At 44.1% G+C, this 17721-nt stretch carries 15 protein-coding genes; 4 read left to right on the top strand and 11 right to left on the bottom strand.

Features of this window, described 5'->3' with window-relative positions:
- Positions 1 to 266: 266 nt before the first annotated feature.
- From CQ839_RS24135 to CQ839_RS24130, 3 genes are all read right to left on the bottom strand, one after another.
- A complete protein-coding gene (locus CQ839_RS24135) occupies positions 267 to 599 on the bottom strand; it encodes a hypothetical protein (protein ID WP_103670855.1) in 333 nt (110 codons plus the stop codon).
- Positions 600 to 884: 285 nt separating this feature from the next.
- Entirely contained in the window at positions 885 to 1052 is a 168-nt protein-coding gene (locus CQ839_RS25370; RefSeq protein WP_156341385.1) for a hypothetical protein, read from the bottom strand.
- A gap of 72 nt (positions 1053 to 1124) precedes the next feature.
- A complete protein-coding gene (locus CQ839_RS24130; protein WP_103670854.1) occupies positions 1125 to 1595 on the bottom strand; it encodes a hypothetical protein in 471 nt (156 codons plus the stop codon).
- Between the two features lie 350 nt (positions 1596 to 1945).
- On the opposite strand from CQ839_RS24130, the gene dinD reads away from it, so the two are divergent.
- Together dinD and CQ839_RS24120 are read left to right on the top strand one after the other, a co-directional pair.
- The gene (gene dinD / locus CQ839_RS24125; RefSeq protein WP_103670853.1) at positions 1946 to 2788 is read left to right on the top strand and encodes a DNA damage-inducible protein D; all 843 of its coding nucleotides are present in this window, start codon (positions 1946 to 1948) and stop codon (positions 2786 to 2788) included.
- A gap of 292 nt (positions 2789 to 3080) precedes the next feature.
- Positions 3081 to 3812, top strand: coding sequence for a hypothetical protein (locus tag CQ839_RS24120; protein ID WP_103670852.1), 732 nt, complete (start codon positions 3081 to 3083; stop codon positions 3810 to 3812).
- Positions 3813 to 3956: 144 nt separating this feature from the next.
- Here the strand turns inward: CQ839_RS24120 and CQ839_RS24115 are convergent, their stop codons facing one another.
- The 7 genes from CQ839_RS24115 to CQ839_RS24085 all read right to left on the bottom strand — a co-directional run bounded on the left by CQ839_RS24115 (position 3957) and on the right by CQ839_RS24085 (position 14390).
- Positions 3957 to 8204, bottom strand: coding sequence for a DEAD/DEAH box helicase family protein (locus tag CQ839_RS24115; protein ID WP_103670851.1), 4248 nt, complete (start codon positions 8202 to 8204; stop codon positions 3957 to 3959).
- An 88-nt stretch (positions 8205 to 8292) separates the two neighbouring features.
- Entirely contained in the window at positions 8293 to 9276 is a 984-nt protein-coding gene (locus tag CQ839_RS24110) for an Eco57I restriction-modification methylase domain-containing protein (protein WP_258040865.1), read from the bottom strand.
- Between the two features lie 107 nt (positions 9277 to 9383).
- Entirely contained in the window at positions 9384 to 10298 is a 915-nt protein-coding gene (locus CQ839_RS24105) for an Rpn family recombination-promoting nuclease/putative transposase (protein WP_103670849.1), read from the bottom strand.
- Between the two features lie 94 nt (positions 10299 to 10392).
- Entirely contained in the window at positions 10393 to 12759 is a 2367-nt protein-coding gene (locus tag CQ839_RS24100; protein ID WP_103670848.1) for a hypothetical protein, read from the bottom strand.
- A 77-nt stretch (positions 12760 to 12836) separates the two neighbouring features.
- Entirely contained in the window at positions 12837 to 13277 is a 441-nt protein-coding gene (locus CQ839_RS24095) for a hypothetical protein (protein ID WP_103670847.1), read from the bottom strand.
- A 141-nt stretch (positions 13278 to 13418) separates the two neighbouring features.
- A complete protein-coding gene (locus CQ839_RS24090; RefSeq protein ID WP_103670846.1) occupies positions 13419 to 13835 on the bottom strand; it encodes a Rho termination factor N-terminal domain-containing protein in 417 nt (138 codons plus the stop codon).
- Positions 13836 to 13937: 102 nt separating this feature from the next.
- Positions 13938 to 14390 carry a hypothetical protein gene (locus tag CQ839_RS24085; RefSeq protein WP_103670845.1) on the bottom strand — a complete coding sequence of 151 codons (453 nt, stop codon included), beginning with the start codon at positions 14388 to 14390 and terminating at the stop codon, positions 13938 to 13940.
- A gap of 110 nt (positions 14391 to 14500) precedes the next feature.
- Between CQ839_RS24085 and CQ839_RS24080 the strand changes: the two genes are divergently transcribed.
- On the top strand, positions 14501 to 14794 hold the full coding sequence (locus CQ839_RS24080) for a type II toxin-antitoxin system RelE/ParE family toxin (RefSeq protein ID WP_103670844.1): 294 nt from the start codon (positions 14501 to 14503) through the stop codon (positions 14792 to 14794).
- 28 nt (positions 14795 to 14822) lie between these two features.
- Positions 14823 to 15137: a HigA family addiction module antitoxin gene (locus CQ839_RS24075; RefSeq protein ID WP_103670843.1), complete on the top strand. Its 315-nt coding sequence runs from the start codon at positions 14823 to 14825 to the stop codon at positions 15135 to 15137.
- A 19-nt stretch (positions 15138 to 15156) separates the two neighbouring features.
- Here the strand turns inward: CQ839_RS24075 and CQ839_RS25850 are convergent, their stop codons facing one another.
- Complete coding sequence (locus tag CQ839_RS25850; protein ID WP_258040864.1) at positions 15157 to 17661, bottom strand: hypothetical protein; 2505 nt, start codon at positions 17659 to 17661, stop codon at positions 15157 to 15159.
- Positions 17662 to 17721 lie beyond the last annotated feature (60 nt).

Raw genomic sequence — 17721 nt, 5'->3', positions numbered from 1 at the left:
GTCATTTGCCGTCGCGTCAATTATTTTTTCTTCTCTCAACCAGCCAAGTTAATTGTCGTCATCGGACAAGTTAGTTGACATTTAACAGTCGATCAATGCTTGCTGGGTCGCGATCATCGCTGCTGTGTTCATGGCTTGTATCCTCTAAATTTAGATATAGATGAGCGATCGCCTTTTGCAGTCCGTTAGGCGATTATTTGGTAATAGTGAATTCGGTAGCGGTTGTCTTGGGGTTTGGGGCTTGTGATGGCTCTGCTTGACCTCTATTACTTGATTCCCGTCCCTAGTTTTCTGGTGGGTTCTGTACTCACATGTGCTGCTTCTAGCAGTTTCTTGATCTCTTCTGTATAGGGGTCGTTTTTAAACAGATTTTCGTTGAGATCTACCGTACCGTCACTGTGAATTGTCAATGATGGGTCAAATTTGGCGTGAGTTGGTCGATCGTGATGGCATTTGAATTCTGCTCGAATATCTCCTACAAATAGGTAAGAGCCTTCTTTGCTCCGAGAGCTAATAATCTTTTTCAATTCCCAATGATATTTGCTGCAAATCTTCAGCATGGTTTTGATTTGATGGATGTTGCCTTTGATATTTTTCATGCAAGCTTTGCTCCTTGATAATTGGCTTTACGTTTGTTGCTATTTCACAATCGCGTAATAGTATCTGCTAATGGTTTTTAGCTATTTGTAGATCGATAGAGGTCTTCTTTTTTCTGATATTCTTGTCGAGCTTGGATTGTAGAGAAGCAATCAGATTTTTTGTTTTTTGGATTTCTGGTTCAATCTTTACGAGATTAAAAGATTCACCAAATTGGTTTGTTGTCATATTTTTGAACCTTGCAAATAGCAAATAGCTTTTGGCTAATCGCTAACAGCTATTTGCTTCTAAGCACTGATACTCTTCTGCTTCTTTCGCCAATATTTGCGCTGGCGACGGGTTTGGATATGGACGATTTTGGGATGCTTTTCTTCTACGTGATGCTGTTCAGGATGGATGGCGATCGCTAATAGCAATAGTCCACATAATACGCTTTTGTATCTTTTTTGGGTCATATTTGACTCCATAACAAATTAGCCTCCCGATGTATATCAGGAGGCTTTTGGGGTTGAATATTGGGGTTGGAGTTAGTCTGGTTTGTCTACGGAAAATTCGGCTTGCAGCCTAGATTTATTGGCTTCATAGGCTTGTTTCGCGGTCAGGAATGGATGGGCGATTACATAGGAGCTAAAGCCGCCATCGGTGCGGATAAAGCAGACGACAACTTGATTGTCGGGCTTGTATTCCCTAATCTGTCTTTTCTCATCCTTTTGGAATGGATTTGGGTATCCCGATTCTTTGTTGATGCGCTCTGCTGTGGATTGGCTCAGGTAGCAGCCATAGCTTTCGGAGTTTAGCCATTTTTGATAGAGACTGATGCCAATTTGCGATTCTTTGGATTTGCTGACATCGATGACGATCGCTCCTCTGCCTTCACTTTCGTAGCCATACCATGCTACTGCTAGCAGTAGCTCAAGGTTTACGCGAATAAACTCCACATGGCTTTGCCGCGATTCGCTGCCACTCGGTAGGTCTGATATGTTGTATTTCAGGCTCATTGTTTCGGGCTTTCTCCTCAAATTAATTTTCTACAAATCTCCTGCTAAGGACTTTCGGCAAGCTTTACGACTTCACATATGCATAAACCCTATATCTAGTCTGGCAATTATAGTTTTTTCGTTTTTGGAAAAATTCAGGCTAAGACCAATATGTATAGAAAAGTCGATTTTTCTATACATATTGTGATTAATACGTATAGAAAAATCGACTTTTCTATACGTATTAATCGCATCAGAAGTTAAACAAGTCTATGTCGGTGTAGTAGTTATCTCACTCTAGACTTGCAGTCTTTGAGATCGGAATGTAAACTACATTCCTCACATAATATTGTTTTTGCTGACTTATAGATATGGAAACAAATACCATCACCTCCTTAACTGAAACTTTTGAGGCACATGCTCAGCAGACTGAAAGCGGGATTGAATATTGGCTAGCTCGTGACCTTCAACATCTTTTGGGATATTCAGAATGGCGAAATTTTACAGCAGTCTTAACAAAAGCAAAAACTGCATGTGAAATTTCTAATCACGCCATCTCAGACCATTTTGTTGACGTTACCAAAATGGTTGATCTCGGCTCTGGAAGCCAAAGAGAGGTAGATGACATTATGCTTACGCGATATGCTTGTTATCTGATTGCTCAAAATGGAGATCCTAGAAAGCAAGAAATTGCCTTTGCTCAAACCTACTTTGCCATCCAAACAAGAAGGGCTGAGTTAATCGAGCAACGCTTACTCGAAGCCGAGCGCGTCTCTGCTCGCAAGAAGTTGACAGAAACTGAGAAAGAACTTTCCAAGGTGATTTACGAACAAACAGGAAGCGATCGCAACTTTGCCACAATTCGCAGTAAGGGAGATACTGCGCTATTTGGTAAGTCCACTCAGGCTATGAAAGCTCAATGGAAAGTACCTGATAGTCGCCCTCTAGCTGATTTTGCTCCCACAATCATTCTAAAAGCTAAAGACTTTGCTACTGAAATTACGATCTTTAACACTCGACAGAACCAATTAGATACTGAGCCTGCTATTTCTAAAGAGCATGTTACTAATAACCAAGCTGTTCGAGATACATTACTACAAAGGGGAATTCGTCCTGAGTCGTTACCTCCTGCGGAGGATGTAAAGAAGGTCGAACGCCGTCTTGCTTCAGAAGATAAAAAATCTACTAAGAATCCCGATTCGCTAGATCTCTAACTTTTCTTTATTTCGGAAAAACTTAATTATGAACAATTACAATACTCCTTAGCAATCAATCTTTGGTAATACTTAAGTAGCTAAGTATAAATAAACCTAAAACCTATGCCACCTGCTGCGAGGGCGGCACAGGTTCTATTTTTATTCTTTAATTATGCTGGCGTACTTATAAGCAAACAACCTTATATGATTAGCTGATGTTGCTTTTTGGATGAAATGGCGATCGCACAAAAAGGTTCGTAAGCATTGATGGTTTTGTGCAAGCATTAATATATAAGCATATTAATAGACTATGTTTCCACTTTTAAAAATTACTATTAAATCAATCGCTAAATCCCATCTCAGGGGAGTGATTTTTGTAGCTTGCACCATCGCGATCGCTATTAATGCATTTCCAAGTTTTGCCGATCCATCAGTTGTCAAAGAAGAACCACCGTCTTTAGATTGGCATATAAAAGACCAAAAGCAGGGGGATTATTTTTACTATTATTTGACGGGGGTATCGTATCAAAATCATAACAAAACCCAATGGTCGGTATCTTTACCTGAAAGGATGACTAAACATGCAGTAGAAAGCAGCTATAAATCTCCTATAAATATTCTCGCTTATCGGCAATCACCATTTTTACTGGGTACTGTTTTTGCGGTGGATGCAGTTTTTATCGCTCAGAAAAGTGGAGTACTCGCCCTTGATATAAAGAATGGAAAAGTTCTATTCGATAGAGCGTCCGATGATTCTGATACGCGTTTTTTTGTGGATTGGGGGACTGCAAAAATTAAAACTATCAGCAAAACTTGTAATGTCGAAGTTAGAGGCGGTAGTTTTTTTGACAAATGCGGGGAATATCTTATCTATTTTAACGGAAGTAATCTATGGGTATGGAACCAGCAAGCTATCTCGATTGAAGCGATTAAATACAATCCTAAAATCCATAGCATTGCGACTCATAAGCCCTTAACCTATGCAAGTAAAATCCAAAGTAAAACACTTACTGTAGAAATCATCGGCGGCGTAGGCGAATAGCCCATCCTTACCATATAAATCCTTTCCTTCTTAGGACTATCCAATCTTTAAGAGATAGAAAGTCTTCTTAACAAGAAGACTTTCTATGTTTGTCTTAATAATTTCTTCTAATCAACTAAAGATAGCATTAGTAAAATCTTTAATCTAGAATAGGCTTAGTTGATCTCTTACCTCACTTACATTCTTTTGTGGAATCAGAAGTTGTTTACCTTCTAGCGTAAAGTCAGACATTGTTTTGAATACCTTCGATTCTGGCAACAACAAAAGCCGATCGCTTCTCACTGAAAGATCGAGATCTCCCACAAGCAGCGAGATTTGCTCAAGCCAGTTTTCCGAGTCTTGGGGTACCCAATCCTCGAACCGTCTCTGCCTCAATACCTCGACGATCGCTGTTGATGGCTGCTCTAGTTGAGATGCCCTAGAGTCTCTTTCCCAGAAGATTTCTCGCGATTCTTCCAAGTCTTCTCCTTCTAAACCATAGTCAGCTACACTATCGTCTACAGGGGATTCATGGGCGATCGCATCAAACATCTCCTTCAGGAATCCTAAACGATTTGATTTCTGCTCGTATTCCTGTGCTTGCTCAAAGGGTTGACTGACTCGATTTTGCAGTATTGGCAGTTCTTGTCGGTCTCGTTCGAGATTTTCTTGAGCTGTGGTTAGCTTGGCGGCGATCGCATTTCTCACCACATGCAACAGCGAACTATAGGGCTGCTGGCACTCTGCATTAAATTCATAGCCTGAACTAATGCTCATGCCAATATACCCATTAACTTCTGAGCCAAATCTGCTCAGAAATACGTTTAGCCCTGCAAATTGTCCGATTTGGATTTGGGTCAACCGATAGCTTTCTTTTAGCCTTTGCACTTGTTCGGTAATGTGATGATCGATTAGCACGGCTTTATCTAGCATCACTCCGCGATCGCTGATGAATTGTTTCAGATTTGCTGTGGCAACTGTGGCTAGGTCTGCTTGAATGCGCTGAATGCTGGCGGGATGGGTGGTATTTACCATGTCAGTTAGGTACTGAATCTTGGATTTGTCTCTGAATTGCCTGTCGTTATAGGCTTGCAGTTGCATTCCTAGTCCTTGCAATTCGGCTTCGAGGGTAGCCCGTTCCATGATCAGTGGATCTCCCGATGCGATCGCTTTCATTTGGGCGGCATTAAGCACAGTCTCATCAATGTCTTCGATAGTGCGATGCGTCCGATCGCCTGACATTACTTGCGAAATCATCCTCTGCTTGTTCTCAATCGCTTGCCAGAGGAAGGAATCAAATCCCGCTTGGTTGTTTCTACCTTCAGTAACATAGCGGAAGATAAAGACATCGCTCCATTCGTTACCCTGTCTGACTCCTCTGCCTTCTCGCTGTTCGAGATCCGATGGTCGCCAAGGACAATCGATATGGTGCAAGGCAATCAGTTTGCTTTGCATATTTACGCCTGTGCCTAACTTTGATGTGGAACCAAAGACAATTCTGATTTTGCCTTCGTTAATCGCTTCAAATAGCTTTGACTTCTTGGTATCCGTGTCGTAGTCATGGATAAAGGCGATCTGGTCGGCGGGTATCCCCAGCATCACGAGGGTGTCGCGGATATAGCAGTAGCTATTCCACCTGTCTTTTTTGGGTGCATTGCGATCGCAGAAAATCGCTTGGGTTCCTTTGGCGATCGCGGTAATCGTCCAGATTTGCCAGACGTTCCATGCACAGGCGAGCAGTTTGTTATTAATCCATTCACTGGCATTGGGTGATACCAATTTGGTGTGCATACAAGCTTTGGCTCCATCACCTGTGATTTTCAGCATGTTGTCAATTTCGGGTTTGACTTTACGTTTTGCCACTGCCTCGGCGCGATCGCAGAGTTTGTCCATATAGGCAATTTGCTCTGGCGATGGCTTACAGGACATCACATGGTAATGGGGCTTAGGGGTTTTGACTTCGGCAAGAGATGCTGTCTGGATATCGGTGACTTGACACCACATTGCCATTAGTTCGGGCATGTTCACGAATTCGCGTAGGCGGGTTTTCGATTTCAGTTTGCCTGTGGGACTGATTTCTAAGGCGGTGCTGGTTTCACAGAATCTTGAACAGAAGCTATCAAAGTGGGTTAGTCCTTGCTGTTGCAGCAGGTCTAGTTGCAGATAGCGCATCCAAACATCCATCTCAGCCATAGTGTTGCTTAGGGGGGTGCCTGTGGCAAAGATGACTCTCTTGCCGTTAGTGAGCAGGTATCGCACTTTCATGAAGGAGTCATGGGCGCGTTGGCTGTAACCTGTGGGAATGCCAGCAACATTGTGCTGGGTGGTGAGGATTTGCAGTCGTTTGATTTGCTGTACTTCATCTAGGAAGAGCGCATCGATGCCCAGTTGCTCGAAATAAATCACGCGGTCTTTGCGATCGCTGTTTTCGATTTCTTGGATGCGTAAAGAGATTTTCTTTCGCATGGCTTCTAAGTTGCGGAAGACTTGTTTGGATTCTTCTTTGTTGGTAGCTTCACAGATAGAGCTAATTGCGGACATTTGCTCTTCGAGAAACAGGAGTTCGGTTGATTCGCTTATTTGCAGATTGAAGAATTGTTCGTAGGTAAGAATAATCGCGTCGTAGTTATGGGTGGCAATTTGGCTCAGTAGGACACGACGGCGATCTTTGGCAAAGTCTTGAGCATTCGGTACGAGAATCTTGGCTTCGGGGTACAGTCGTCGAAATTCTTTGCTGTACCCTGGCAAGATCGATTTCATGGTTACATGCATGACTTTATGCGCCATGCCTTTGCGCTTTAGTTCCATACCTGCGGCAATCATCGTGGCAGTTTTGCCATAGCCCACCCGATGGGCGGCAAAGGATGCTTTTTGCCGTTCGACACGACGCACGAAGTTGCGCTGGTGGCTTCGCATCTCGAAGTCGGGAGCCATGTTGGGGAAGGTTAGGTGTGAGCCGTCATACATGGTGTCGCGGTAGAGGTTGTGGTATTGGTTGTAGTACAGACAGAGTTGCTCAGCGCGATCTCCTTCACTCCAGATCCATGCTTTGAAGGCGGTTTGGATTTTGTCTTGCATTGTCCGCGATGCTGTGGTGGCTTCTACATTCAGAATGCTTATAACATTGCCCTGTTTGTCTTGGATATGGTCATAGATTTTGGGATCTTTTTGGTTCAGTGAGTGTTCTATCAGTTCAAGTGCGGTATGGCTGGTGGTTCCCCATTCGGTTTTGTTTTGGGGTGAGTTGATCAGTTTACTGTCACCTTTGATTACCCAAATATTGGCGGGGTCGGGATGGAATTTGACGGTGCTGGTTCCTGTATGGCTAAGGAGTTGTTCGCTAAATTCTTTGATTACATCTTCGGGGAGCCAACTCGTTCCTAGTTTGACGCGGATCGTGTTGTGTAATAACAGCTTTAGCTCGTTTGGGGGCATGGCATTGACATTGATGCCTAGCTTCACCGCACAGCGCACTTTGATATCTACATCTAGAGTTTCGGGTAAACAGGGAACTGGTTGATTGCTGCTGATGGTTTGATGGTATTTGTCGATGTTCAGCCAGTTGGGTACTCCGCTTTCTTGCCATGCGACGATTTTGTTGAGTCGGTTGACGACGTTGCCACTGATGAATTCTTCTCTGGTTATCCATTCGGCATTAGTGGTTTCTTGTACTGTTGCTGGTGGGATTGTGCCGTTGTAGAAGATATCGCCTTCTAGTTCGCTGATGACGGTGCTAATGCTTTTGTCGATGAGGTTGGCGATCCAGTCTAGGTCGATATAGCTTTTGGCATCTAGACATTGGGCTAGGGCATCTTTGGCGTTATTTGCCCGATATCTTGGGGTTGCTCTGACTGTGCGTTGATGGAAGATGGGGGCTTTGGCGGGACTTTTGCCTTTGCCTCGGTCAATCTCTAATGCTCTCAATCGATAGTAGTTGGGGTCTTCTTGGAAAATGCTGAGGTTCTCTTTGCTGGTGAAATGTCCAAATCTAATTGCGAACTCATCATATTTTTGATTGAGAATTTGGCGCAGTTTGGCTAGTTCTTTTTCGTCTTCGTACTGCTGCATTCTCAGCACTAAGTCAAGAATCTTGGCGACAGACATGGCTGCACGAATGCGTTGTTGTTGGTTTGCAACTAGTTCGAGCTGATAGTCGGTGCGACGATAGATTTGTCCTTCATGTTCGCAGAAAGCGTTGGGTAGAACTTTTTGTAACTGTGGTGGAATTTGAATTACTTGGGTTTGAGTTACAGATGGTTCATAGAATTTGGCGATCGCTTTCCCAATCTTGCTTATCTCTGCTCTCAGGTCAAAGTTTGCTGGAGCAGTTACTCCTAAATGCTCTCCTCCATAGAGTTTGGCGATTGTCAATTCTCCTAGAATATTACGGAATTTTAATGGGTTTATAGACATGGACTTTTCTCAATTAAAAAAGCGAGTCAATCCTTAATAGGATTGACTCGCTCGGTAGTTTTGGTGTGGTTACTCTTTAGCCTAGCCGCTAGGCAACCTCTACAAACCATTGGTTAATCATGATTGGCTGCTGATTGACTGTGTGTTTGCCCGATGGTGCTGTCTTTACCCAATCAGGATATTGATAGTTTTTCTGATTCGTGGCTCTCAGTTCAGTTTCTGTGAGCTTGCGAAAAATCAAGATATCGGCAACTACTTCGGTGTTGGCAAATCTCTTAAAAGCGATGTCTGGTAATCTAATCGCAGTCACTAGCTCTAACTTATTCGCTAGATATTTCCGAAAGCTGTTATTGGCCGCATCAAGGGTGAAACAACTGGTAATCATGGCTATCAACCCATTTTCCCTCACTAAATCTGTACATTTGGCTAGAAAGTAATTATGGATGCTTAGGTTCAGATGGGCATAGCGAGGATCGTAGAGTTTGTAATTGCCAAAGGGAACGTTGCCGATCGCTAGGTCAAAACTGTTATCACTTAGGCTCACTGTTTCAAATCCCTGAGCGTAAATCAGCGCTTCTGGGTATAGCAATCTCGCAATTTGGGCAAAGATCGGGTCTAGTTCCACACCTACCCATTGCGATCGCTCTCGCATCAGCGCAGGTTGGCATCCCATAAACGCTAGGGTGTTGCACGCTGGTTCGACGATCGCTCCACCTGTAAAACCGATATCGCTGAGAATATCCCACATGGCGCGGATTACTTCAAAACTAGTTTGGTAAGCGGTTGCCGTCGCGGATTTGGCGGCTTGGATTTCGGCTTGGGTCAATAGTTGGCTTAGTTTTTCATGGCATCGATACTGCCATGTGTTGCCTAGATGATTGGCTTTTACCCAGATATCGGTGAGCGTTCCCCATCCCGATGCTTTGGCGAGTTCTACTTGTTGTTCTGCTGTTGCTGATGATATTGATTTGCTTAGGGCGATCGCTGCGACGGTTGCTTCTGCTTTTACTCGCAGGGAGCTATCAAAATGCTGCTCGATTTCTGGCGTGATCTCGAATATGGGTTGGTACATAGTTGGCTTTTTCTCTAGTTTTTGTTCTTGCGAACAAGCGCTAGCCATAAAAAAAGGACATGACAACTAAAGTCATGTCCTTTTTTCAGATATTGGTTCAAAATCCTCTAGCTGCCTTTGCCTTTGGTTTTTAACCAGTTGTTTAGGTCGGCGATCGTCTCTAGGTCAAATAATGCTTCGGCTAAATTTTCTAACTGCTTTGCCGATAGTTTGTTGACCTTGCCCCTCAAGCTTGGGGTGATCTGTCCAAACTTGCGATTAAGCATCCTTAGCAGCATCGTAGCTTGACCCTTTACCAGTCCGCGCTGCTCGCCCAGTTTCAAGCCTTTTTGCTCGCCTAGTTTTAAGCCACGTTGCTCACCACGCTGCTCGCCCTCTTCTCTTGCCTCTTGATATACTCGCGTTTGCTTTAAATCGCTATATGTAAACATTGCCTCAATCTCCTGACGAGTTAACTTGGGAAATTTATAGACCAACACTGTCTCTATTAATTCTAGTACCTGCTCTTGAATTTCGGTATTGTTTTCCCGCTCAATCTTTTCACCTAGCTGTCTTGCCTTAGTTATAGCTTGACTTTCATTAGACAAGATGAGCTGAATAATACCGATCGCAAAGGAGTCTGTCTCTCGCTCTAGCAGGTCTTCTAGGTAGACTCGCCGTATCCTATGGCAGTCGAACATTTCCTGCACATGGCTTCTTGGCTCTGGTTCATAACTGCGCCTCGCAAAGATGGCGATCGCTTGCCATTCCTGTGCGGGACGGTATTGGTTTAGGTACAGATATATCTCGGATAGGTATTCCCAGTAAAAGTCTTCCTTTTGCTGAAACTGGACTTCAAGTAAATATATCGGTTTGTCTTTGGCTTTTGGGCTAAATATCCCATCAAACCGAAAGGCTTTTTCTTTCACTTCCACTGAGCTAAATTCATAGCCTTCTGCTTCAGCGATCGGGCGTTCGATTAGCTCAAACAGTAGGGTGTGAAAGGTATTGAATAGTTGATAAAAGAGCGTATCCGTTTTCATATCCACTTAGTTTATCAAAGTTTGGGATTGGGAAATTCTTTTTTTCTAGAAGATAGATAATCAAGGGGATAAAGCTGCTTTATCCCCTTGATTTCTAAGCAGCGACTAGTTCGCACACTATGGTCTTTTGATGCGTAGTCAGCGAAGCTGTGTATTCTCCCACCAATACTTTGGCGGAGTCTTTGGCAACAAGTCCCAGCAGGTATGGCTTTTTCCTACTTTTACGGATGACTTCAATCTGATATCTGCCATCTTCTTGGCGTTGAGATACTACGATGGGAATACAGGCATGTTCTCCATCTCCTGTCCATTTGGTTGATGCGAGTTCTCCATACTGCGCTCCTACAATTTGTAGTCGCATCAGTTGGTTGTCATGAAGGCGATCGCAGATCTCTGGCAGGAACATATTAAACACAACGCTTGCGGTTCCGTGATCGCCGTTATGACTGGCTTGCCACATGGCGGCGGCACATGTTTGCACCGTCTGTTCGCCTTTCAGTCGCAGCTTATCGCCCAGTCCTTTCGCCCATTGCACTGCTGCTCTGAGGATTTTCTTGCGGGATTCCCGATCACTTGATAGTTTCATCGCCTCCCTAATCTTGCTGGTATATTCATCGCGGCGAGCGATCGCTCTTTTGTAAAGGGTTTCGTTCGGTTTGACAAATAGTTCGCGGAATTCGAGCAGGGTGCGCTCATGTAAATCTACAGGTTGCCAGATCGTATTCACTGATTGAATCAGTAGAGAGATTGCATCGTTGTATTCTCCACCTGCTTTCATTGGTCGAGCGGGCTGTTTGCATCTCTGTTTGGGGTCGTAGTAGCTACCATAAACTCCTTGCTGCTTGCGATCGATCAGCCAATCTAGTTTTGGTAGGCTTTTGCCCACTTCATCGAGAAAGGCTTGGTCGTGGCTAAGGTCGGATTTGAGCCGATCTACTGCGACTTGTACTTCTTGGGCTAAGCCTGCGATGTACTGATGGTTGCCTGTAGCCCATGCGGTGGCTAGGTAATAGGTAATCAGTCCAATTTGGTTTTCCGTGGATCTGAGAGCGACTTCGGCTAGGGTTCCTTGCACTGCCACTTTGTCGGGTTTGTAAGTGGTGGGTTTGATGTGATGCTTGCGGATTTCTTTGGCGATTTCTGTTAGTTTCTGAACTGATTTCACGCAGAAGGTATCACCATCAAAGTCCATGCCGCAATAATCACGGGCGATGTCTGGATTGACATACATGGTTCCCTGTTGGTTGAGTCCTTTGATATGTTTGTTTGTCCAGATCTGCAAGTCATTCCGATCACGGATGGGATAGCGGAATCCGACATATTCGCCTTCGGGCATTTCGGGGATGCACATTTCGAGTTCTCCTAATTCTTGGAAGGGTTGTGCCATGAAGCTGGAGAAGTTGATACCGCCACTAGTAGCTAGAGTTAACCAACGTCGCCTTACTAAGTCTTCAATCTTTCGCACCACATAGGGATGTTCTAGCAGTTGTCCATGAATGTCATGTTTGAGGATTTCCGCGAGGATTTTGCCATCGGCTTCTTCTTCGTTGTTATCTGCTTCTGGCTCGTCTACTTTGACCCATTGTTCTGTTTGCACCAGTTGGCAGAGTTGTTTGATATCTGACTGGGCGGCGACTAGGGTTTCCGCTTTCTGTTGGGTGGTGGATAAGACATCTTGGGCGATCGCTTGTGGGCTAAACCATTGCCAGACGGTATAGGAGGTCTTGACTCTGCGCTTTTGGGCAAAGTTAACGATTCCTAGTTTCAGGTTTGTTAGTTTGTGGATACCTAATGCTGGTTTATGTCCTTTAAAACATGATAGTGGCAGAATTAGGTCGATTCCTTTTGGACAATTTAGGCTTAACTGCAACGTTCCTTTGGCGACCCATTGATTGGCGACTCCTGCGCGAAACTGGAATGGGGTATTGGCGGGAATCACAAAGTCTTCGCTTTGGCGCAGTTGGTTCAGAAATTCATGGCTAATTTTGCCGTGACAGTCATCGGTACGATGCTCTTTGTCTTGGACAATCAGGATGGTTACTCGTTCGATGCTATAGATTTTCAGGCATTCGGTCATGAGGATGGAGCCGTAGTTGATTTGTCCCATCGCTGTAGGGAAATATGTGGCAAAGGGATTTAGTCCTTGACTGAAGAAGAAGTCTCCATGTTTTCTCGCTCCCGATGCTCCTGCTAGTTGGTATTTGTCTAGCCCTTTGGTTAAGGCAGCGATCGCTTGTTTCTTTAGGGGGGCAATGCTTTTGGTTGCCGTGCTGCGCTTGCTGGCGGATTTGCTGGTTTTAGCGATGGTTTCGGCTTTGGCAATCTTTTGTAAATAGGTGGAAATGTTGCCGATGCTGAGTTTGATATCTGGATGCAGAGCTTCAAGGAGGGTGTCCCGAAATTGGATCTCGTTATCGACGATCTCTCCTGTGGCGAGGTTGGTCTTGGCGATCGTTAGCATCTGTTTATGCTCTCAAAGTAATTTAGCAACTAGATCCAAATCGTTGGATCTAGTTGCTTTTGGTAGTTGTGGATGGACTAGGCTGCTTTCTTGTTCAGGTCTTGGCGATAAACGACAAATCCATTCTTTTGCAGTTCGTCAATGGTGGTGGGCTTTGATGGCAGAAAGTTGATCTTGCCTTCTTTGGTTGCCAGAATCTTGCAGCCATAATGATTTTGCAAGCGTTGAATCACCTTCTCAATCGGCAGATTGATATTCGCCAAAGCCCATCCCTTCTTTGCTTGGTACAGCCACATCTTGTCTGTGCTGACTTGTGGCTTACGGGCTTTGGGTTTGCGGCTGGTTTCAACCACTGCATTGCTGGCTGCTACTGTCTTCTCCAGTTCCTTGACGGGGATTTGTTCGTTGATATGGACGATCAAGGCTCTGGTGGTTACGTGCAGTTCTGCTTGACTAAGTTTGTCAATGATTTTATTAGCAAGTTCTTCAGGGGTATCGAATCTTAGTTGACGGGGCATGTTTTTAGTCTCCTGACTTTATTTTTTTGTTGACAATCGCTCACGGACTTTACGCGCTAGCGTTCTTCTTGGTTATCTTGCTTGTCAATGCAGATATCATGTTTTGATGGATATCTACATTGACGAGCTTGCTCTTTCAAACTAGGCGGTTAGGTAGAAGATCAATTCCTTCTTCTTCAGTTTTCGCCAGTTAGGGATTTTGCGTTCTTTGGCTAAGGGTCTGAGTTCTTGCACGGTCATTTTCGTGAGTGGCTTAGTAGCTAACGCCTCCATGATTTCAGTCTTTTCTTCCTTTACCGAAGCTTCCAGTTTTGGAGCTGCTTTTGCTGAGGGTAAAGTTACTGTTGCATCTGGTAGCACTGAGTTTGTGGCTGTTAGATTCTTGACTGTAACTTCTGATGTTGGCATCTGAGAAGTTGACAGTGATTGAGGGGTGAGTTCATTACCTAGAAATGAGAGTAGGGCATAGGTTAGTGCGGTCAATAATCCCAGTAATGCGATGAGGCTGATTGTTACGATCGCTTCGGTTGCGATCTCGAATAATGATTGAGTTTTCATGGGTTTCCTGATAGGGGTTAAGGTAGTTAAATGTGGCTGGGGGATGTTTCTAGCGATCTTTGCGATTCCAATCGAATTTCAGCGCGATCGCTAGACTGATTTTTAGTTCAATTCTCTTGCTGCGTTTTTTTTAGAGAAGATTTGTGGATAGTCTTCGGACAGAGTTTCCAGATGTCTTGTCGCAACTTCGCGGCAATGTTGTGGATCTGTTGTGTATTCGTTCATTGCAGCTTTGACGAAATATTCAGCATAGGTCAGCATTTCCAAGATGCTCTGATCTACTTTTGAGATTTGGTCTGGATGTTGAGCGAGGTATTCTCCAAATTCTTGAACGCTTTCTTGTACTGCGTCTAAAAGCAAATCCTTGCATTGGATTGTCCGCTTGGTGCCATCTCTGAAAGTCAGCAGTTTTGTGCCGTTGCCAAAATCTGTTACTTTTGCTTGCATCGATTTGGCAAGATCGATTTGCTGTTTTGTGGTCTTCAGACATCTGGCTCTCGAACGATATACCTGCAACTGCGTCTTGCCTGTCATCGCGCCTATTGCAATTTTCATGGTAGTTATTCCTACTACGTCATTAGTCGCGGACTTTAAGCGTAAGCGCTCTTACTGTTTTTCCATAAGTTATGAAGTTAGTAGCATGATATCCGTGTTATTATGCTTTTATGATTCTCTCTTTTCTAAACCAAGGCACTGAAGATGTCTTTAATGGGAAAAATACTAAGCAAGCTAGAAAAATCTGTCCTGCTTCAATTAATCGCGTTGCTGTTCGTAAACTTGACCAAATCAATGCGGCAACTATCCTCGATGACCTCCGCGCTCCTCCCAATAATCGCCTAGAATCTTTGGCTGGCGATCGCCTTGGTCAACATAGTATTCGTATTAATGACCAGTATCGTATTTGTTTTATTTGGTCTAATTCTGGTGCTTCTCAGGTGGAAATTGTCGATTATCACTAAAGTTAAGGTAATAAAAAGGTAATAAATTATGTTAAGAATCCCAACCCGTCGTGTTCCCACTCATCCTGGCGAAATGTTGCTAGAGGAATTTCTGCTACCTCTTAATTTGTCTCAGCGTGACCTTGTTAATGCGATCCACGTTCCCTATCAACGGGTAAATGAGATTGTTAATCGTCGTCGCGGTATTACTCCTAGTACGGCTTTACGCTTGGCTAGGTTCTTTTCCACTTCGGCTGATTTCTGGATGAACCTCCAACAGTCTTGGGATCTCTATCATGCTCAGGTTTCTGAAAATAATGATCTCCAAACCATTCAACCTTTAATAGTTTTGTCTGCTGGCTAACCTCATTGAGATCGCTTTTTTATCTTTGTTCTTGCCTTCCCTTCTGACTCTCTGCGATTAACTGAAGAGCGCGATCGCAGTTTTTGGCATCTCTCACGGTGACTTGGCTGTGCATTATCTCTAATCCTTGCTGTACCAACAGTGGTGAATATTGGAATTTATCTTGATTCACGACTTTAGTGTCCAATGTCAGTGTATCTGTGGCTTGTTCCCATGTGGCTCGGTATTTACCTTCGTTGCCCTTGCGCTCAAATATGAGGTTGCCATTCTGTGATTCTACATATTCACTTTTGATTGCTAAGATTTCCCGCCATTGCGAGGCAACGTGATGGCTCAGTGACTGATGATCTTTGTGCATTGCTTGCTGTGCTTTTTCGGTAATGCTTTCACCTGCAATAAGGTCTTGAATGCGGTCTATATATTTCTCACTCTTGCCCAAATAATCAGCGGTTCGGCTCCATTCCATTAGTTGCTGAATCTCGGCAACAATAGTGTTATCTGATTTGATTGGCTGTGTCGAGAATGGCATAATCTTCCCATCCACATAGTCTCCCAAGGGTTGAAAGTGCATTCCCCATGTGTTGCTATGTCCTTGAAATGTCGTCAGTTCCTTGGCGCTATGCTTTTCCATCTGCGACCATTGTTGTTGATAGGCAACGTCATTCAGCATTTCTGGGGTGATTTTGTACTGTTTACCCACTTTAAAGGCGACTTTCTGCTCTCCTGCGATCGCGATCGCTATGTCCCCTTCCTTAAATCCATAGGCGGCATAGGGTTCATATCTCCGCGTCGTGTGACATCTGCCATGTCCGCGCATTGCTTCGATACAGGTATCGACTGAAAGGGGATTAGCTTCTCCATGCATCTTTAAGGGATAAACCATCTTGACGGGTTTACCTGTAATTGCTACTGATTGTTGAGGTGTTTCAGCTATGACTTTTTCCTTGAAATCATCTTGTGGTGTAGCCTGAGTAATTCTCTGAGGAGAATTAGAAACTGAGGTAAGCGCTTCGCGATCTCTCTCTGGCTCGTACTTTACTCCCATCGCGGCGAGATTCTTCCAAGACATTTCAATTAAACTTGCTTTTACTGCCTGACCTTCATAGAGATAGGTAATCCCGTTAATTCTGCCTCCTAACTGTACTTGTGCTTTTAGTCCCACGTTCTCATCGGCAAGCTTTGCCACAAATTCGGTCATCGTTGGTTGGTTTGCAGCAGCTTTGGTGATCGCTTCTTTTAACTTCGGTACGATTTCATCAAGGTTAACTGCTTCTTTGACTCGCTCTGGTGATAGTCCATGCCATATTTCAGGTAGTTTGAGCGTACTTCTATCGATCGCTAAGTCTGCGTCTTTCTTACTGACTGAAATATTGATATTTGCGATGAACTGACTACCAATGGGCAGATAAGCTGCGTCGTTGTGGACAACGCCCATGTTTTTCCATTGGTCGCCTGTCTGTACCTGAATTACCCTCTTGTCATAGATGGGACTTTGGAGATTGGATTCGATGGCCATTCGGCAATTTAGGGATTCATTCGGTTGCCATTGTCGATCTTTAAGTTCGTTAGTTTCATACTGCAAGCCAATTACTTTGATTTGCTCTACCTGTAGTTCTTGGAGTCGGTTGGCTACGAATTCCGTAAACATTTTGCCTGCGATCGCGCGGTTATTGTTATGCCATAGGGCAGCAGCTCGGCGATCTCGTTCGGTTTCTGGAATTGCATCTCTCTGGGTTTCTAGATATTTCTCGGCGGCAGCAAATTTGTCGTCAACGTCATTTTTAGAAATGCCTAGTTGGAATTCTAGTTTGAGATTGCCGAAGATTTTGTCCTTTTCGATGGTTTTACCATAGGCGGCTAGGGTGGTTGGTGAGATTAAGCCCACATCAATTTTACTTTGGTCAATTAGGGCGACAGCTTTGTATGGATATTGTTTTTCGGTCTTCCAGTCTTTATTCTTTGCCATCTGGATATCGACATTTTCTCCTTTACGGGCGATCTCCCAGATCGGGGATTCGCCATCGGGGTCGGTGCTGATCACGCTGACGATTTCGATTTTATTACCTTTGCTAGAAGTAGCAGTCAACGCTATGCCTTCTTCATGTTCTAGACGACTACGACTAGCGGCGGCTTCGGAGATGAGCTTGTTGTAGTGCGTGGCGACTCCCTTTGCCCATTCGCTATCTGCGGCGGTATGGCTGTCTTTTGGGAAGATATGGTCAAAGCGATTGTAATTGCGATCGCCAATCAAACTATATTCCTTGTAAATCTGGTTGGCTTGCTCTACCATCCAGCCTACGGGGTCTTGGGTATTGGTTTTGATGCCTTCAGTGCCGATATAGGCATAGCTGTTGTCTTTGTCTTTTATCCATTCGACTTGTTTGTATTTGGCGACTTTCTGACAGAATTGAAATTCATCTTCATTAACTTTTCTGGCACTTTTGGGCGTATCGACAGCGCGTTGTATAGCAAAGAAAGGGATAGTTAGGACAATTGACAGAAGGCTTGCTGTACGGCATCCCATAAACTTTCACATTTTCCTATAATCTTACTGACATGATGTTTTAACCTTGCCCAAAATTTC

Source organism: Pseudanabaena sp. BC1403 (assembly GCF_002914585.1).
In the GTDB taxonomy this organism is placed as follows: Bacteria; Cyanobacteriota; Cyanobacteriia; order Pseudanabaenales; family Pseudanabaenaceae; genus Pseudanabaena.
This window is presented reverse-complemented; position numbering and strand designations above follow the sequence as displayed.